Annotated in this window: 20 protein-coding genes; 7 read left to right on the top strand and 13 right to left on the bottom strand. The window is 60.2% G+C overall.

What is annotated here, in order from left to right; all coding sequences use genetic code 11:
* Nucleotides 1–375 (bottom strand): VOC family protein, encoded by a 375-nt coding sequence (locus AB731_RS09660; RefSeq protein WP_047093859.1) that lies wholly within the window; start codon nt 373–375, stop codon nt 1–3.
* 135 nt (nt 376–510) lie between these two features.
* Between AB731_RS09660 and soxR the strand changes: the two genes are divergently transcribed.
* Both soxR and AB731_RS09650 read left to right on the top strand, forming a co-directional pair.
* Nucleotides 511–951, top strand: a complete 441-nt coding sequence (gene soxR / locus AB731_RS09655) for a redox-sensitive transcriptional activator SoxR (protein ID WP_047093289.1) — start codon at nt 511–513, stop codon at nt 949–951.
* 20 nt (nt 952–971) lie between these two features.
* Nucleotides 972–1421 carry a hypothetical protein gene (locus AB731_RS09650; RefSeq protein ID WP_047093290.1) on the top strand — a complete coding sequence of 150 codons (450 nt, stop codon included), beginning with the start codon at nt 972–974 and terminating at the stop codon, nt 1419–1421.
* 21 nt (nt 1422–1442) lie between these two features.
* Here AB731_RS09650 and AB731_RS09645 read toward each other — a convergent pair whose 3' ends face one another.
* From AB731_RS09645 to AB731_RS09630, 4 genes are all read right to left on the bottom strand, one after another.
* Entirely contained in the window at nt 1443–4859 is a 3417-nt protein-coding gene (locus AB731_RS09645) for an AAA family ATPase (RefSeq protein WP_047093291.1), read from the bottom strand.
* A 19-nt stretch (nt 4860–4878) separates the two neighbouring features.
* The gene (locus tag AB731_RS09640) at nt 4879–5646 is read right to left on the bottom strand and encodes a thioredoxin domain-containing protein (RefSeq protein ID WP_047093292.1); all 768 of its coding nucleotides are present in this window, start codon (nt 5644–5646) and stop codon (nt 4879–4881) included.
* Between the two features lie 127 nt (nt 5647–5773).
* On the bottom strand, nt 5774–6496 hold the full coding sequence (locus AB731_RS09635) for a thioredoxin domain-containing protein (protein ID WP_047093293.1): 723 nt from the start codon (nt 6494–6496) through the stop codon (nt 5774–5776).
* On the bottom strand, nt 6493–7062 hold the full coding sequence (locus AB731_RS09630; RefSeq protein ID WP_047093860.1) for a DUF721 domain-containing protein: 570 nt from the start codon (nt 7060–7062) through the stop codon (nt 6493–6495). The genes AB731_RS09635 and AB731_RS09630 overlap by 4 nt, the downstream gene beginning before the upstream one ends.
* A 50-nt stretch (nt 7063–7112) precedes the next feature.
* Between AB731_RS09630 and AB731_RS09625 the strand changes: the two genes are divergently transcribed.
* Nucleotides 7113–8123 carry an A/G-specific adenine glycosylase gene (locus tag AB731_RS09625; RefSeq protein WP_047093294.1) on the top strand — a complete coding sequence of 337 codons (1011 nt, stop codon included), beginning with the start codon at nt 7113–7115 and terminating at the stop codon, nt 8121–8123.
* Here AB731_RS09625 and AB731_RS09620 read toward each other — a convergent pair.
* Nucleotides 8120–8341: a hypothetical protein gene (locus tag AB731_RS09620; RefSeq protein WP_047093295.1), complete on the bottom strand. Its 222-nt coding sequence runs from the start codon at nt 8339–8341 to the stop codon at nt 8120–8122. The two genes, AB731_RS09625 and AB731_RS09620, sit on opposite strands and share 4 nt — an antisense overlap.
* Before the next feature lie 101 nt (nt 8342–8442).
* Between AB731_RS09620 and AB731_RS09615 the strand changes: the two genes are divergently transcribed.
* Together AB731_RS09615 and nudC are read left to right on the top strand one after the other, a co-directional pair.
* A complete protein-coding gene (locus tag AB731_RS09615; protein ID WP_047093296.1) occupies nt 8443–9792 on the top strand; it encodes a serine hydrolase domain-containing protein in 1350 nt (449 codons plus the stop codon).
* On the top strand, nt 9792–10712 hold the full coding sequence (gene nudC / locus AB731_RS09610) for an NAD(+) diphosphatase (protein ID WP_047093297.1): 921 nt from the start codon (nt 9792–9794) through the stop codon (nt 10710–10712). Before AB731_RS09615 ends, nudC begins: the two co-directional genes overlap by 1 nt.
* A gap of 251 nt (nt 10713–10963) precedes the next feature.
* On the opposite strand, the gene AB731_RS09605 is transcribed toward nudC, so the two are convergent.
* The 4 genes from AB731_RS09605 to mgtE form a co-directional block, all read right to left on the bottom strand.
* Entirely contained in the window at nt 10964–11305 is a 342-nt protein-coding gene (locus AB731_RS09605) for a hypothetical protein (protein WP_047093298.1), read from the bottom strand.
* Between the two features lie 68 nt (nt 11306–11373).
* Complete coding sequence (locus AB731_RS09600) at nt 11374–11763, bottom strand: DUF1489 family protein (protein ID WP_047093299.1); 390 nt, start codon at nt 11761–11763, stop codon at nt 11374–11376.
* A gap of 40 nt (nt 11764–11803) precedes the next feature.
* Complete coding sequence (locus tag AB731_RS09595) at nt 11804–12118, bottom strand: hypothetical protein (protein WP_047093300.1); 315 nt, start codon at nt 12116–12118, stop codon at nt 11804–11806.
* A gap of 31 nt (nt 12119–12149) precedes the next feature.
* Complete coding sequence (mgtE, locus tag AB731_RS09590) at nt 12150–13568, bottom strand: magnesium transporter (protein WP_047093301.1); 1419 nt, start codon at nt 13566–13568, stop codon at nt 12150–12152.
* Nucleotides 13569–13704: 136 nt separating this feature from the next.
* Here mgtE and AB731_RS09585 point away from each other — a divergent pair, with 136 nt between their 5' ends.
* Together AB731_RS09585 and AB731_RS09580 are read left to right on the top strand one after the other, a co-directional pair.
* The gene (locus tag AB731_RS09585; RefSeq protein WP_047093302.1) at nt 13705–14169 is read left to right on the top strand and encodes a peptidylprolyl isomerase; all 465 of its coding nucleotides are present in this window, start codon (nt 13705–13707) and stop codon (nt 14167–14169) included.
* 80 nt (nt 14170–14249) lie between these two features.
* A complete protein-coding gene (locus AB731_RS09580; RefSeq protein WP_156172344.1) occupies nt 14250–15314 on the top strand; it encodes an alpha/beta hydrolase family protein in 1065 nt (354 codons plus the stop codon).
* A gap of 34 nt (nt 15315–15348) precedes the next feature.
* On the opposite strand, the gene AB731_RS09575 is transcribed toward AB731_RS09580, so the two are convergent.
* The 3 genes from AB731_RS09575 to ybeY all read right to left on the bottom strand — a co-directional run bounded on the left by AB731_RS09575 (nt 15349) and on the right by ybeY (nt 17808).
* The gene (locus tag AB731_RS09575; RefSeq protein WP_082126432.1) at nt 15349–16227 is read right to left on the bottom strand and encodes a LysR substrate-binding domain-containing protein; all 879 of its coding nucleotides are present in this window, start codon (nt 16225–16227) and stop codon (nt 15349–15351) included.
* Nucleotides 16228–16333: 106 nt separating this feature from the next.
* Entirely contained in the window at nt 16334–17296 is a 963-nt protein-coding gene (locus AB731_RS09570; RefSeq protein WP_047093304.1) for a hemolysin family protein, read from the bottom strand.
* A gap of 17 nt (nt 17297–17313) precedes the next feature.
* Complete coding sequence (gene ybeY, locus AB731_RS09565) at nt 17314–17808, bottom strand: rRNA maturation RNase YbeY (RefSeq protein ID WP_047093305.1); 495 nt, start codon at nt 17806–17808, stop codon at nt 17314–17316.
* Nucleotides 17809–17828 lie beyond the last annotated feature (20 nt).

Genomic DNA, 17828 nt, shown 5'->3' with positions numbered 1-17828 from the left:
TCATTCATAGCTGACGATCTCCCACTCTATACCGTCCCAGTCGAAAAAGTAGAAGCTGCGCGGGCCGGGTTCGTATTGGCCTTGGCTGAAAGGCTCCAGGCCGTGCGCGGTCACAACCTTCTCAGCCGCGTCCAGATCATCGACCCGCAGGCCCAGATGATTGAGCGGCTGACCCTTTTCGTAATCGCCCGCCACATCCTCTCGCGAATAGAGCGAAACGTAGCAATCATCGCTTCCAACATGCGCCGTTTCGCCGCCAAGATGGTGGTCGCCGCGCCAGCGAATGTGCCAGCCGAGCAATTCTTGCAGCAGTCCTGCCGCCCGGTCGATCTGCGTGACCGAAAGATTGGCGTGTTCGAGAGTTCCTGAAGTCATGGAATCAAGCTCCTGATTATGTGTCACTTCTGGCCAATGCCGGAAGGGCAGCGAATCATCGTGCTTGGCTTTTATGCAACCTCAAGTTAAGTTGAGGTCAAGACTTTGTGGAAAAAATCTGGATCGGACGGGCAAATGGCTGCAGCGCAATTCGTCACCATCGGCCAATTGGCCAAGCGCACCGGCGTCGCCGTGTCGGCGCTGCGGTTCTATGAGGAAAAGGGCTTGCTCGATCCGATCCGCACCGGCGGAAACCAGCGGCGGTTTTTGCGCGGAGATATTCGCCGGGTGAGCTTTATCCTGATCGCGCAGAAGCTGGGGCTGGGGCTGGCGGAGATCGAGGAACAACTGGCGGGACTGCCGCATGGCCGCAATCCAACCGTTGCCGACTGGCAGAAAATCAGCCGCGGAATGCGATCACAAATCGATGCCAAGATCACACTGCTCAACCGCACACGCAACCAACTCGACCAGTGTATCGGGTGCGGGTGTTTGAGCCTGACGAAGTGTCAGCTCTATAACAAGGACGACAAGCTGGGGCTTAAGGGGCCGGGGCCGAGGGCGGTTTTGGATTGATAGCGATGCTATCCAGGATCATGCTCGTCTTCGGTTTGACGCTTTCCTTATCGGGGTGTTCTTTCATCTATGAGATCAAGGCTGTGTGGATCGAGGGACAGCTTGCATTTATACCGACTGAAACAGATTTCTGGGGGAATCCTGACCCGGATTGTTTTCACTCGATCGATGTGAGCATCAGAAATGGCGCACCTGCGATTCCGGCAGAAGGCGATAACGTCCGCTTGGTCGAGGTCGGCTATTTCTGGAAGCAGAGCTTCGCTTCTCTACCGTGCGCCAATCCTTTCCCTGTCATCTATGGCGCGGCAATCACCGGCGAAGAACTGAATGGCGTCACCCAATTTAACGTAGCTGCGAAGCCGTTGGGTCGGGGTGTTGTTTATGAGGTGAGAACTGGCTCCGAGACTATCGGTTATGGCTCAGATTCGTTCATGATCGAAGACGACGGCGCACTGCGCAATATGGATTAAGTTCAAACTGGCTGGTCACACCTACTCCGCCGCCAGCGCAGCAGCTTCGCCAAGATCCACGCTCACCAGCCGCGAAATTCCTTTCTCGACCATCGTCACGCCGAACAGGCGGTGCATCCGGCTCATGGTGACGGCGTTGTGGGTGACGATCAGGTAGCGCGTGTTCGCTTCGCGCACCATCGAGTCGAGCAAATCGCAGAACCGTTCGATATTGGCATCATCCAGCGGTGCATCGACCTCGTCCAGCACGCAAATCGGTGCAGGATTGGTTAAGAATAGCGCAAAAATAAGTGCTGTTGCGGTTAAAGCCTGTTCACCGCCCGACAGCAGGCTCAATGATTGCAGCCGTTTGCCCGGTGGCTGCGCATAAATCTCGAGGCCCGCTTCCAGCGGATCGTCCGAATCGACCAGCGCCAGATGGGCCTGCCCGCCTTCGAACAGGCGGGTGAAAAGGCGGCGGAAATGCCCGTCTACTTCTTCGAACGCGGCTTTCAGTCGTTCGCGCCCTTCGCGGTTGAGATTGCCGATGCTGCCGCGCAGGCGGTTTACCGCTTCGGCAAGTTCGGCCTGTTCCGCCGCGCTGGAGCCGTGCTCGCTTTCCATCTTTTCCAGTTCATCGGCGGCGACAAGGTTCACCGGACCGATGCGTTCGCGGCTCGCCACCAGCCGGTCCATATCATCACTTTCGAGGCCGGAGTTTTTCACTTCCTCCTCGTCAAATTCAAAGCGCCCCGGCAGCAGCGATGGCGGGCATTGGAATCGTTCGCCCGAAATGCGCGCCATTTCCTCGCGCCGCTGCTCCTCATTCTCCGCCCGAGTCGCCAAAGTAGCGCGCTGTTCGCGGGCGGCGGCAAGTGCCTCGGTCAGATCGCCCAGCGCCGCATCGGCCTCGCGCGCCTGCGCCTCGGTCTCGCGCACCGCCGCTTCGGCCGTGGCGAGTTCCTCGCCAAGCCGCTTGCGCACCGCTTCGCCGCTTTCAATCTCGCGCATCAGGCCTTCGGGCTTGGCGGCGACAACGGCGCGTTCTTCCTCGATTTCCTCGAACCGGGCGGACATTCCGGCAAGGCGGTTGGCGGCGTCTCCTGCGCGGGCCTGCCAGCCCTGCATATCGGCGCGCTGGGTGGCGACCCGTTCTCGCAGCACTGCGAGCGACTGGTCGTGCGCGGCGAGGCTGGCGGTGGCCGCCTGCAGGCTTTCGCGGGCAGCCTCATGCCTGGCCCGCGCTGCATCCAGCGATGCGCGCCCGGTTTCAGGATCGGGCAATTCAGCCAGCCGCGCTTTTGCCGTGTCGAGATCGGCAGTGGCGGCTTCCTGCTGGCCTGAAAGCTCTGCGGTAGCGGCTTCAATCTGCTCAAGCCGCGATGCCATTTGCGCCACCGCTGCCTCTGCCTGATCGACGCTGCGCAAAGCGGCGCGCTCCGCTTCGATAGCCTGCGCGATGCTTCGGTCACGCTCTATGATAGCTTGCTGTAATCGCGCGTAGCGATCCTGTGTTTCGGCAACCTGCGCTTCGGTGTCGCGCATTCGGGATTGCAGCGCCGGGAGTTTTTCGGCCAATTCGGCAAAGCGGTTCTCTGCTTCCAGCCGCGCTGCCTCGGCCCCCCCTTCACCGTGGGCGACAAAGCCATCCCAACGGCGCAGCGCGCCAGCACGTGTGACGATCCAGTGACCGGGCTCAAGCGTCCGCCCGTCATCTGCGTCCGCGACATGGACCAGTGCCATGCGTGCGGCCAATTCTTCGGGGCAATTGGTGATATGGTTGGCGAGCGAGTCTGCCACAGGCGCAGGCGCTGCACGGCCCGTCCAGAAACGGCCTTCGCCTTCGGGTGTGCCAAGTGGGGATTTCGCATCTCGGCCAAGTGCGGCGGCGAGCGCCCGTTCATAGCCCGGAGCAGCGCGTACCTGATCGATGGGCAGCGCGCGGCCCGAACGGTTCGCCTGCTGTTTGGCACGCGCAGCCCGGTCCCGCTCCAATGCGGCATATTCGCGTTCTGTCCCTGCAAGTTCGGCCTTGGCAGAGGCGAAAGCTTCGCGGGCATCGTCGCGGGCCTGTGTGATGGATTCCTTTGCCGTACGGTCGCTTTCAAGCTCTTTCTGGCGCAGCGTTACCAACGCGGTCGCTGCCGTGGCTGCCTCCCGCGCTTCGGCCAGAGCTTCCTGCGGATCGCGCGCGCCAGTCAGATCTTCGCGCTGCGCCGCAATGCGCTGCGCTTCGCCTGCCAGCCGCGCCAGCCTTGCCTCTGCCTGCGCAATCTCCGACTGGGCGACCCGCCAGTCTGCTTCCACGCCTGCGTGGTCCGCCGTGGCCTTTGCCAATGCGAGTTCGGCATTGCGTCCGGCGCGCTCGCTGTCCTCGACCTTTTCAACAAGGTCCGGGCGCTTCGCCTCGTCAGCTTGCAGCGCGGTTTCACCGGCACCCAAAGCGGCCTCAAGGTCCTTCAGCGCCTTGGCCGCATCCTGTGTCATGCGGTCAGCCTCGAACTTGTCCTCCTCCAGCCGTTCCTTCTGCCGGTCGAGATCGCTGAGGCGCTGCTGCGCTGCTTCCAACTGGCTGGCGAGGGCCGCCATGCGGTGACCGTGCGCGCTGGTATCATCGCGCCTGTCGGCCAGCTCATCGCGAAGTTCAGCCAGTTTCTCGGCCAGCGCGGCTTGCGCTTTCTGCGCTTCCTTGGCCACCGCTTGCGCACCGGTAACCTTGTCATCCGCCGCCTTGGCCTGCGAGCGGGCGGCCTCTGCCGCAGCCGCGGCATCGCGCCAGCGGGCAAACAGCAGGCGAGCTTCTGCAATGCGGATTTCATCGGATAGTTTCTTGTAACGCTCCGCCTGCTTTGCCTGCCTCCGGAGCGAGTTCATCTGCGTATCGAGCCCCGCCATCAGGTCTTCAAGCCGTTCGAGGTTCTTCTCGGTAGAGCGTAGCTTCAGCTCGGCATCGCGGCGGCGCACATGCAGCCCGGCAATGCCCGCTGCTTCTTCCAGCATCATCCGGCGCTCGGTCGGCTTGGCGGCGATGACTTGTGCAATTTTGCCCTGGCTGACGAGGGCGGGGGAGTGCGCCCCGGTGGCGGCATCAGCAAAAATCAGCGACACATCTTTCGCGCGCACGTCGCTGCCGTTCATACGGTAGGCGCTGCCCGCGCCGCGCTCTATCCGGCGGGTGACGTCCAGATCTTCGCCGCCATCATCGACCGCGTGGAGCACGACTTCGGCGAAATCGCGCGGCGGGCGGGTTGATGTGCCCGCGAAGATCACATCCTCCATCCCGCCTGATCGCATGGACTTGGGCGAGTTTTCGCCCATCACCCAGCGGATGGCCTCCAACAGATTGGATTTGCCGCACCCATTGGGGCCGACAACGCCGGTAAGCCCCGGCTCTATGCGCAATTCAGAAGGCTCGACGAAGCTTTTAAAGCCGCTCAGGCGAAGTTTGCGAAACTCCATGCCTTGCCCCGCCTGTGCCTTACTCTTCGCGGGCGCCGGCGCGTTGCAGCACCGGCTCCAGATCGGTCCAGCTGCGTTCATCAAGCTGGCGACCGTTGAGAATGAAAGTCGGAGTGGAAGTGATCCCCAGTTCGCCAGCCTGCGTATCGGACCGTTCGCCAATCGCGAGGACAGAGGCGTTATCGGAAAGGCAGCTTGCGGCCTGATCGCGGCTGATCCCGCGCGATGCGAAGAAATCCAGGAAACCAGCTGTTTCGGCAACGGCGACATATATCTGATTGTCGGGCAAGTCGCCCAACTGCTGCATGGCCTGTTGGCCTTGCTGCGCACCATTCATGATCTGATCGAAGTTCAACCAGACCTGGTCCGAAAGGGGATGAAAGCTTTCCGGCGCACCGCATCGGGTAAGGCGGGCAAGCGTCAGGTCGTACCCATCGCGCACCAGATTGCGCAGTTCATACGACACGACCCCGGTACTGACATATTCTTCCTTCAGCGGCGATGCGCCGGTTTGGGCAAAGTTTGCGCAGGCACCGCACGTCAGCGAGGCGTATTCGATTAGTTTGAGCGGCGCATCGGGATTGCCGAGAAGATAGCCGTCCTCTTCCGTCACCTGAACCACATCGGTCCATGCCTGCCCGTCGGGTGCCGGGATGGCCGAAATGGGATCGCCATCGACAGCGCCACCTTCGGTTTCCCCGCCGCAAGCGCCGAGCGCCAGCGCAAGCGGTGCTGCGATAATGGTCCAGGCGATTTTGGCAGGCGAGAGGCGGCGAAGTGTCGTCATGGCAAATATCTTTCCGTCGTATGGCGAGCCCGCAAACTAGACGTATCAATCGCAGAGGCGGAAGCGCCGAGGGCCCTGAAACGGCGCTTTTGCACAGAGTTTTCCCTAATATCGGGGTGTTTTCTTCTTATTCGGTAGCAGTCAAGGCGGATTCACGGGTCGGAGCCATCAACCGACCCAATGTAGGCCAGTCATGGACGTCTTCGAGCAAGGCGCCATTAAGTACGAAACTTGGCGTTGAAAGGACATTGAACTCAGCCGAATTGGCGGCGGATTTTTCAACCAGAGCGATCGCACGTTCGGCATCGGCCAGGCAATTATCGACATCGCTGTAACTGTAGCCGCGGCCCTCCATGATCTCGTGAAAATCCAGATCATTGCCGATGGCGCGCATTCGCGAGGAAATGGTTCCGCTGTTCCAGCGGGCCTGCTGTGCCGCGGAAATCCCACGTGCACGATTGAGCCATTCGTCCTGCGTGAACAGCATGGTCCGGTGGTTATTGAAGAAATTCTCCACCGGTCCGCATTCGGTCACAAGTGCTGCGGCGACATCAATCGAATTGCGGATCAGGTGGCGGATTTCCACATTTGCCAGACCTTCCAGCACATAGACATATTTCAGCTCTGCTTCGGATTCCTGCTCGAAATGCGCGCAATGCGGGCAGGTGTAACTGACAAATTCGACAAGCTGCATCGGCGCTTCGGGATTACCCACGCGGGTGCCCTGATCGGTTTCGACTATCTGGGTATTCCAATCCTGCGCCATGGCAGGCGCAGCAGGCAGTGCCAATGCGGCAAGCGCGGCCCCTATGGCCGGCAGAAAATGCCGCGAAACGCGCAGCTGTGTCATGTATTACCATCCTCTTTGTTGACTACCGAACGGGCGAGTGATTCCAGTACTGCCCGCAGTTCAGGATCGCCGATATCGCGCAAGCCTTCGCCAAGATCCATCGGAATGGGTTTCAACGAAAGCGGCGCGGTTCTTTTCTCTCCAGCAGGGGGCGGCTTAACCGCCCCTTGCCGGATCTTCACCTTGGCCACTGCCTTGTAGCCGAAGAAGCGGTTTACCCGCTCCATGATTTCGGGAATGACATGCTGGATCAGCGGGGCATGGGCCGGTGCGACGACCAGTTGCAAGATGCCGTCCGATTTCTCGCCAGGCGGGAAACGAATGCTTTCGGGCGCGCAGACCTTTGCGTGCTGCAGGCCGACAATTTCGGGCCAGCGCGTGACGACGGAGCTTTGCACAAACCCGAACCGGCGAAATGCAGCGCGTCCGATTTGCGGCACCAGTTCGGACACCGGCCGCGCCGGGCCACCGCGCGGGCGTTCATAAGGCTTCACCGTCCGGCGCGGAATTTTTCCGGCAGCCGTTTTTGGGATCTTCCCCGATTTCGGTTTGTTATCGCGTTCCATGGACGCCAGCCTCATGCCATAGGCTGCGCGTGACCGCTACTGTCTCATCAATGCTTCTCGACTGGTATGATGCCCATGCCCGTGATCTTCCATGGCGTGCGGCCCCGTCTACGACACCGCCCGATCCGTACCGCGTGTGGCTGTCCGAAGTCATGCTGCAACAAACGACCGTTGCGGCGGTAAAGCCCTATTTCGCCAAATTCACGGAACGCTGGCCGACCGTGCAGGCGCTTGCCGCTGCGCCGGAGGAGGAGGTGATGGCTGCGTGGGCGGGGCTGGGATATTACTCGCGCGCGCGCAATGTCGTGAAATGCGCTGCCGAGGTTGCCGCACTGGGCGCATTTCCAGATACCGAGGCGGACTTGCGCAAACTACCGGGGTTAGGTGACTATACCGCAGCGGCGGTGGCGGCGATTGCGTTTGGCCGGCGGGCGGTGGTGGTAGATGCCAATGTAGAGCGGGTTGTGGCGCGGCTTTTCGCGATTGAAGATTCGCTGCCCGGTGCGCGGAAGACCATTCGGGTCAAGGCTGATTCGATTACGCCAGACACCCGCGCAGGCGATTTTGCACAAGGCCTGATGGATCTTGGATCGGGCATCTGCACATCGCGCGATGCGAAATGCCTGCTGTGCCCGTTGCAAAAGGTTTGCAAAGGGCGCGCGAGCGGCGACCCGCTGCGTCTGCCGGTAAAGGCGCCCAAAAAGGCCAAGCCAAGCCGCACGGGAACAGCGTTCTGGATAGAGCGCGATGATGCCGTGTGGTTGGTCAAGAGGCCGGGCAAGGGGATGCTGGGCGGAATGCGCAGCTTACCCGATGATGGCTGGTCGGCGCGCGGTGACGGGAACAAGGACGCGCCACTTTCAGGCGCATGGAAAGCGGCTGGGGTGGTGCGCCATTCTTTCACCCATTTCGATCTTGAGCTTGGCGTTGCCGTTCATGCCGAACACCGCCCTGCGCCCGGCGGCGAGGGTGAGTGGTGGCCCACTGGCTCAATCGAGGAAGCAGGCCTGCCAACATTGTTCGCGAAGGCGGCGCGGCTGGTGCTGGCGGCGCGCGATTAGATAACCCCGCCGCCCAGCATCAGGCGAACCACGGCGACTGCGAAGATCACGAGGCACAGATTGCGCCCGCCATTGCTGCTCGACAATTGGCCTATGACCAGGCCGACCACAATGAATGGCAGGGCAATCCAGTTGGCAATGCCAAGAAACGGGATCTGTGCGGGAATAACGATGACCAGCGACAGCAGGCCGATGAGGATCGAAAGTACGTTCAGCATGCGTTATAGATAGGTAACACAGTAGCGATCTGCAACCTTGCCGCGCCCAAATTTGCGGCTTAATCACCGCACTGAAATTCCTTCCCGAAAGAGTTACCTCCATGCAGCAGCAGCTTTTTTCTCTCGCCTTTTCGCGCCGTGCGGCTCTCCGTTCAGGCGCGATGCTGGGTGCGGGCGCTGCGTTTTCGGCGTTGCCGTTTGGACCTGCCGCCTTTGCGCAGGACCTTCCAGCGGCGCACAGGGCCGCAAGCCGCTGGCCAGCGGTTTCGCGCTTCATCCGATCTTATGTCGATGATCGCCGTGTGGCAGGGATGGTTGCCGGAATGGGCTTTGGTCAAACCGCGCCGGATTTCGTTTCCGCCGGATCGCGAACATTTGAAGGGGGAAGCGCCGTAGGTCCGGATACGCTGTTCCGTATCTATTCAATGACGAAGCCTATCACCGGCATGGCAATGATGATGTGCATTGATGATGGCCTCATCAGCCTGGACCAGCCGCTGCATGAAATTCTGCCTGCCTTCCGCAACATGCGCGTGCAAAAGCAGTATGACGGAGCGATCACGGCTGACAATCTGGAGCCTGCTGAACGGCACATCACTATTCGTCATCTGCTGACCCATACGGCAGGCCTGGGCTACACGATTGTCCAGAACGGGCCGCTAAAAGCCGCATATTCGCGCGCTGGCCTTGTACCTTTTTCAGCAAGCCGGATGGCGATTGCGCAGGATTTGCTTGGCGGCACGCCTGCGCCCAGTCTGGCCGCCTTTGCCGACAGGCTGGCGGAAATGCCGTTGGTCCGTCAGCCGGGCACACGGTGGAGCTATTCGGTGGCGACCGATCTGCTGGGCCGCGTGATAGAGGTGGTAACCGGACAGGACTTCGACACTTTTCTGCAGGAACGCATTCTCGGACCGGTAGGCATGGACAGCACCAGCTTCCGTGTCTCCCGGCAGGATGCCGGCCGCCTATCGGCCAATTACTTCCTGATGGGCGGCTTTCCCGTGCCGCTCGATCTTCCGGGAAGTTCGATCTTTCTTGACGAACCGGCCTTCCCGTTTGGCGGGGCAGGGCTTGTCTCCAGCGCGCGCGATTATGACCGCTTCCTGCGGATGCTGGCCGGATATGGTGAAATCGACGGCGTGCGCGTGATGAGCGAGGCCGCAGTGCGGCTTGGCACATCGGACCTGTTTCCCGAAACGCTGGCTGCCAATGGCAGGTTCTCCGCCAATGGGTTGACCTTCGGCTTCGGTGCGGCGGGATTGACCGGGCAGGGCGCCGCCGCTGGATTGTTCGGCTGGTTCGGTGCGGCGGGAACGGTGGGTCTTGTGAATATGCGGGCCGGGCTACGGCATACTTTGATGACCCAGTATATGCCTGCCGAAAATTACGACATCCAGGCGCGCTTCCCGCTAGCTGTCGCAGAGGATGCCATGGCGATGATGGCGTCCTGATGGCCCAATTTCGGCCCGCGATAACCGGTCACGGATTGGACCGTGACGATCATACCCGTGCCGATCCAGCAAATCTCGCTGCCATGCGGGCCCGGCCGGATGCTCGGCTTTTGTCGATGGATGGGCTGATGCCGCATATGGACGGCGATGCGCTGGTCTGGACCGCGCTGGATGCCGTACCGGATGATGCAGAGCTGGTGTTTCTTGGCCTGAAGGAGGGCATACCGCTGTTTGCTCCAGTAGCGGAAAAGGGCGATACGCGGCCCGCCTATGAACAGCGCGGCAATCGTGCACTGCTGATGCAATTGGCCCCGCGTGAATTGGCGATCTATGCCGGCGCGCGCAGTCTGGTGGACTGGCACGCCCGGCACCGGTTCTGTGCCAATTGCGGCAAACCCACCACGCTTTCGAAAGGCGGCTGGCAGCGTGATTGCGCCAAGTTGGACACTGGCAATGGCGCTGGCACTGGCACTGGCGGCTGCGGTGCGCCCCATTTTCCGCGCACCGATCCCGTCGCGATCATGCTGATCGAACATGATGGCGATTTGCTGCTGGGGCGCGGCGCGAATTTTCCCGAACGGTCGTATTCGGCGCTCGCAGGGTTCATTGAACCGGGCGAATGCATCGAAGAAGCGGTCGCGCGTGAAGTGCTGGAAGAAGTGGGCGTCATTGTCGGCGGCGTTACCTATGTCGCCAGCCAGCCATGGCCGTTCCCTTCGCAATTGATGATCGGCTGCCACGGCTATGCCACAGGGCGCCAACTTACTCTGGATGAGACCGAGATCGAAGACGCACGCTGGTTCACCCGCGCCGAAATCGCCGAGGCGCTATCAGGCAGCGAGACGAGCAGCTTTCGCGCACCGCCATCAGAAGCCATCGCGCGCACATTGCTCGAATGGTGGATGGAACGCGGCGTTTGACGCAGCTTTAATTCGGTGGCTGATCAGGCGTGAGGTGGCTGTAGTGCGCGGTACGCTACGCCGATGTAGGCAGGGCGAAAGCTGTGCGGCCTGAGGCTGTGCGGGGCGGCAGAGCGGGGCCGCAAAAGCGGAATTACCGCCGTGCCGTCCTTCGTTTTAGCCAACCAACACGTCCCGCAAGGCGCGCAGGAACCCGAGACTGTCGCCAAGGCCTTGCGCGTTATTGCGCAGCGCGAAGCCGCCGCCTGAGCTTACTGTCCAGCAAGCTGTCTGATGACTTCCTGCTGCATACGGGCTTGCAAAGCTTCATCTGCCCGGATTGCCTCAGACACCGCAGTAAACCGGGCCAAGCCCATTTCTGACTCGGTGAGAATTTGCAAAAGCGCGGCCTGCTTTTCAGCATCGGACATGTCCGTGCTGTTCTGGACACGGCGCCCCTGCAATACGAGGGCAGCGTATTGTGCAAGATCTTCGTCAGTTACAGGGACAGGTGCCTCTGCCTGGGCTTCGTGGTCCACTTGCGTGTCCTGCGCATTCGCAACGGTCGGGATGGCTAGCGCAGCGGCAATGCCAAGCACGGTAAAAGGCTTCATGGTCGTTCCTTCTGAATTTACTGAAGAAATTTCTGGCAGAGCGAATATTGCGCTACGCTTAATGCGCTTCAGATCAGTCCCAGCCGTGACAATTTGCCCGCCAGCTTGCCGGGAATGATATCACCGATTTCCTCGCCATCTTCCAGATCGCGTGGCGGTTCTATTTTCAGGTAACGCCAGCCCTGATGCGCCCGCTTGGGCTTCGGCATGACTTTGATCAGGCGCGGCTCAAGCTCTATCTGCCAGCGGCCTGTGTCGGTTTGCGAAAAACCCGTGATTGTGGATCGGGCCACCAGATTATGCTCGTGTATCCAGTACAGCGATCCGCCGATGCACTCCTCCCAGCGCGTCGGGCGATAGCGCGTGGTGAGATGCGGGCTGCGCCGCCCGGCATACCAGCTTTCGATGTCGGCAAAGCTTTTTGCGCCGAAGGCGATTTTGGTGATGTTGAGCGGCATGGTGTCTATCTAGGCATCCTGCGCCGCCGCTCAAGCTGAACTACAGACCGTGTTTCTGGCAGAAGGCTTCCATCTGCTTGTTGATGGCGTCCGCAAGCTCTTCGTCGGAGACGAAAAATGCCACATCAGGCGCATCTATGTCGTCCATGAATACGACATAGGTCATGCTGACATCATCGCCGCGGAATTCGACATCGAAAGTGCGCTGGCGTTCGTCTTCTACATCGGTGTTTTCTGTAAAATCGAACAAATCATCGACTTCAAGGCCCAGCTCCAGCTCATCTTCGATCTGGTCCAGAAATTCGCGGACCATCTCCAGATCGAAATTCATCGACGCTTCGTACTTATTCGCCATCCAAATGCTCCTTCTGGATCACCTATTGTCCCTACATTCCAGCCAGTCCCGCCGCCACGGCAAGCCCGAGGAAGGCGAAGAAGCCCATGGAATCGGTAATCATTGTCACGAAAACACTGCTGGCCACGGCAGGGTCCTGACCCATCCGTTCAAATGCGACCGGGACCAGCACGCCGGCAAGGCCGGAGATCACGATGTTGACCACCATGGCAGCCGCAATCACCGCGCCGAGTTCCGGAGTGAACAGCAGTGCGGTAGCTATGCCGATCAGGATGGCGACGGTTACGCCGTTCATGATCGCCACCTTCAATTCACGCAGCAAAATACGCTTTGTATTGGAACGGGTAAGCTGGTTCATCGCGATGGCGCGGATCGTGACGGCCATGGTCTGCGTGCCTGCATTGCCGCCGATGCTGGCGACAATCGGCATAAGGACGGCCAGAGCCACAAGCTGTTCGATAGCTGCCCCGAAAAACGCGATAATTGCGCTGGCGACCACAGCGGTGCCCAGGTTGGCGATCAGCCAGCGGACGCGCGCGGAGTAGGCATCACGCAGCGGTTCGTTGATGTCGCCTTCGCCCGCACCGCTCATCAGCAGGGCATCTTCGCCTGCCTCTTCGGAAATGATGTGGACCATATCATCGACAGTGATCTGGCCGACAAGCCGCCCGCTTTCATCGACCACAGCCGCCGAAATCAGCGCGTATTTCTGGAACCGAAGCGCGACCTCTTCCTGGTCCATATCCACCGGGATCAGCGTTTGGTCACGCTTCATCACATCGGTCAGGGCAATGTCGCGCGGGGTGCGCAATATCCAGCTGAGCTGGCAGCTGCCAACCGGGTGGAAACGGTGATCGACGACAAAAATTTCCCAGAAATCGGTAATCAGCTGATCTTCGCGGCGCAGGTAATCGATCAGATCGCCCACATTCATGCTTTCGGGCACGGCCACCAGTTCCCGCTGCATCAGACGGCCGGCGGTTTCTTCCGGATAGGCGAGAGCATTTTCGATCGCGGCGCGGTCTTCCGGCTCAACCTCGGCAAGAATTGCGCGTTGATCGGTAAGATCGAGATCCTCGATCAGCTGAACGGCGTCGTCCGTTTCCAATTGCTCGACAATGCTGGCCACCGCTTCTGGCGGCAGTGATTCGAGCATGTCTTCACGCACGTAATCATTGAGCTCGGCGATGACTTCGCCGCTCATCAGATCGGTAATGGCCGCGGCCAGCACGCTGCGATCGTCGCGGTCGAACAATTCGAACAGATCGGCGATGTCGGCCGGGTGCAGCGGCTCTACCAGATCGTAGGTGCTGTCTTCATTGTCGTCGCGAAGCGATTCGCGCACTTGCCGGATAAACTCGGGTTTCAGCCGATTCTCTTCGTCAAACTGCTCCCCCTCGCCCTGGAGGGGCGTCTCGAAAACGCGTTCATCGAGATCGGTTTCAGCCATGGTGGCGGTCTATTGCGCTGCGCCGCAAAAGCAAGCGCCCGCTATGCCCAAGGTTGCAGACCGGGCACAAAGTGACCCGTGACATTCGCGCCTGTATCCCTATATCCGCGGCCACACCCATTATGGAGAATACCACATGGCCGACGAAAAATTGACCTTCACGCTTGATTACGGAGACGGAAAGGGCGGCGACGTTGTCATCAAGCTGCGTTCAGACCTGGCACCGAAGCATGTAGAGCGCATTACCGAGCTGGCGAAGGACGGTTTTTATGACGGGGTGGTATTCCACCGCGTGATCCCCGGCTTCATGGCGCAGGGCGGCGATCCGACCGGCACCGGGATGAGCGGATCGGACAAGCCGAACCTGGGCCAGGAATTCAGCGATGCACCGCACAGCCGCGGCGTATGCTCCATGGCCCGCACGCAGGATCCCAACAGCGCGAACAGCCAGTTTTTCATCTGTCTGGACGATGCCCGTTTCCTGGATCGCCAGTACACGGTGTGGGGCGAAGTGGAGAGCGGCATGGATCATGTCGACGCACTGCCCAAGGGCGAACCGCCCGCGAGCCCGGGCAAGATCGTAAAAGCCACGGTCGGTTGATAAGACCAGCCTCTGCCGTATTTGTTATGGGCGCAGCCGCCGCACTTGGCGGTTGCACCATAACAGGCAGTCTGGATCGAATGCCGGGCACCAATCCCGTGGCGGGTTGGTATGAGGAAACCCGTGACGTGGCGGAGCGCAGCTGGCTTTACGCGCAGCTTTCCTCCAACGCCTATGACGACCCGGCAGAGGAATTCATCCTCCCGGGTGATGTGGTGTTGCGGGTCATGCAGCCCAATGACGGGCGTGGCTACGCCTATGCGATATATGACCGGTTCGAAGGGCAGCGCCTTGTCGAAACGATCATCGCCTATCGCGGAACAGAGGCCTCTTTCAACGACTGGTTTCTGGGGAACATCCTCGGGGCGCAAAACGGCAGCGGAATTGCCACAGCCACTGCGGTCGCGGCGCAGCTTGACCGCCCTGAATACGAAAACGTGAAACTGAGCGTGACCGGCCATTCACTTGGCGGAGGGATCGCGCATCATGTGTCGCTGTATCCGGTGGACGATAATGACAGCAGCGTGCGGCGATCCGTTGTGTTCAACAATTCACCGCGTTTCTCCGGCTTTCCGCGCGATGGAGACCGCTTGGCCGTTGTGGAACGCGGTGAATGGCTGACTGCGCTGCGCTATTTCGGATCAGAACCGAGCCAGATCTATCAATCGGTCGATTGCCAGCCGGGCCTTTCTCCCTTCGACGGGCATTCGATCCGCAACCTGGCCGAGTGCCTGACATGGATTGCCGCCTTTCAGGAGGAAGCGGACGATGCCCGTTTATCCATGGCGCAAAACCCGCTGGTAGACCGGCCACCAGGTCAGGTGAGCGAACGCCGTCCTTTGACGGCTGACACTTTGGGGCGGGGCATCCCGGTCAATCCCTATGTTTCGGATGTGGCCCTGGCCCGCGCTGTCGATGCGAGTTTGCGAACATCGACGATGCTTTCACCATATTACGCCGGGCGCGCCGGTTTTCGCCTGATAGCCGAATTGGACGATGCGACAGGAAATGCCGAAGCGATCTGGATTCTCAACGGCGTTGAACAGGGACGCAGCGTGATTGAATGCGCACCGGAGAATTTTCACCGCTGTGCCGACTTGATCGTGCAAGCCGGTGAAGGACTGGTTCCTCGCCCGCGGTTTTGACGAACCGGATCCCTGCGGAAAGTGCCGGTTGGTCCTACAATCCGGCCTTGACCAGCCAATCATGGAAGATGCGGACCGGCCGGGCTTCCAGATCGGCGTGGCGGCAAACAAACCAGTAGGAATAGGGGCTCTCCACCCGTTTATCGAACAGGGGCGCAAGTCGCGGATCCTTGTTACGCGCAAGGTGATCGTCATGCATGATGGCAATGCCCATGCCTTGCGCCGCGGCTTCAAGAATAAGCTGACCCGAATCGTAATGATCAATCGCGGCAGGCTGCATTTTCTGCAGGCCCATCGCTACTTTCCATGCCTCGAAGCCGAGCGGCATGTCTGTGTGGATAAGGAAGGTCTGCTTTTTCAACGCCGCCGCATCAGGCTGATCACCCAGTTTTGCCACCAGATCGGTGTTGCCGATGGCGTGGATGGTGTTTTGATCCAGCTGTATTCCATACAGCCCCTCTGCCGGGCTGGTTGTAAGCGTTATGGCAGCGTCCAGCGTGTCGCCCACACGGCCCGTCAAATGCGATCCGGTGTCGATATCGAGATGCAGGCGCGGATGGCGTTCGCGTAACTCGCCCAGCCGCGGAAACAGCCGCTGCGTGCCGAACAACGGCATCACGCCCAGACGAAGGCGCATCAGTTGCAGGTTCTCGCTCTGCGATTCGACGGATGCTGCCAGCGCCTCCAGATGCGGGGCGACCGCTTCATAGAACAGCCGTCCTTCATCGGTCAGCCGCATGGTCTGGCCGGAACGGCTGAACAATTTTCGTCCTGTAAAGCTTTCCAGATTGCTGATCCGGCGGGACAATGCAGAGGGGCTTAATCCCAGTTCTGTTGCGGCGGAGCGCGCCGAACCCAGCCTCACGACACGGATAAACGCTTCCAAAGCGCGGAGGGGAGGGAGGCGTCGCACGAATCACTTGTCGCCATGCACCGGCCCGCTGTCGAGAGGGAATTGCGCTTGCGCTGCACTTTTTTGCTGCGACGCACCAAATACACGGTGCGCTGCGGCATCCGGCCTACCCGTCCTCGCCGTCTTCACCGCTTTGCGGGACAGGCCGGTGCAGACGCATGCGCGTGACGTGTGTCTCATCGCCAGCCGTCACTTCCAGTGTCCAGCCGCTCGGGTGCTGGAGCACGGTGCCCGGCTGGGGCACGCCTTCGGCCAGGACGAAAGCCAATCCGCCCAGCGTGTCCACGGCTTCCTCGATTTCCGCCAGCTGCGGATCGCCGACCTTTTCGGCCACATCATCCAGTTCGGCCCGGGCATCGGCATCCCAGATACCTTCGGAAATCTCGACCAGCTGTTCGATCGGAGCTTCATCATGCTCGTCCTCGATCTCACCGACGATTTCCTCGACCAAGTCTTCGATCGTGATGATGCCATCGGTGCCGGAGAATTCATCAACGACAATCGCGAGGTGGGTGCGGCGCTGGCGCATATCGGCCAGCACATCCAGCGCCCCGCGCGCCTGCGGCACATACAGCGGCTGGCGCATCAGGGTGGACCATTCTTCAGGAGGGTCTTCCCCGCTGGCGAGATAGGCGAACACATCCTTGATATGCATCATGCCGATCACGTCATCCAACTGGTCGCGATACACCGGCATGCGCGAAATGCCATGTTCGGCGAAGGTCGCAACCATTTCTGCCCAGGGGACATTGACGTCCACGGCGATAATTTCCCCGCGGGGGATCGCCACGTCATCTGCATCGTGCTCGCTAAAGTGCAGCACCTTGCGCAGCATCGTGAGCTCTACTTGCGAAAGATCACCCTTGCTCGGGACATCGCCGCCGTTGCGCGAAGCTTCGTCCTCATGCTCGTCAATGGCTTCCTCAAGCTGCGCGCGCAGCGAGGTGTCGGCATCAGCATCGTCGAAAAGGCCGCGGATGGCATTCCACAATCCCCCACCATTCCCCGATTGGCTGCTACTGTCCGCGTCTCCGCTTTGGGAGTCGCCCGGTTTTTCACTATCGGGCATCGCCCTGTCGCTTTTCCTTATGCTGTTTGATCGCCGGTATATGGGTTGGCTATACCCATAAGTGCAAGCGCCTTTACTTCCATTTCTTCCATTTCCTGCGCATCGGCCTCACCAGTTTCATGGTCGAAGCCTGCCAGATGCAGCAATCCATGGACGATCAGATGGGCAGCATGATGCTCCAGCGTTACGCTCTTTTCGGCCGCTTCGCGCGCACAGGTTTCACCAGCAAGCGCGATATCACCGAGCATTTCCGGCTGATCTTCATCGGGATCAAGGTGAACGAGATCGCCGCGTTCCAGCATCGGAAAACTCAGGACATTGGTCGGTTTGTCCTTCTGCCGCCAATCGTGATTGAGCGTGCGCACCACATCATCGGTTGTGAAAAGCATGCTGGCAACAAGACGCGGATTGGCAAGTTCGGGCGCGATTCGCGCGGTGGCATCAGCGGCCCTTGTGGCGAGCACTTCCCAGTCCCCGGCAGGCCAATCCTCTATATCTATCTCAAGATGCATTTCACGCTCAGGTCTGGTCA

Origin of the sequence: Aurantiacibacter marinus (genome assembly GCF_001021555.1) — a bacterium.
GTDB classification, from domain to species: Bacteria; Pseudomonadota; Alphaproteobacteria; order Sphingomonadales; family Sphingomonadaceae; genus Alteraurantiacibacter; species Alteraurantiacibacter marinus.
Note: the sequence above shows the minus strand (reverse complement) of the source record. Positions and strands in the feature narration are given on the sequence as shown.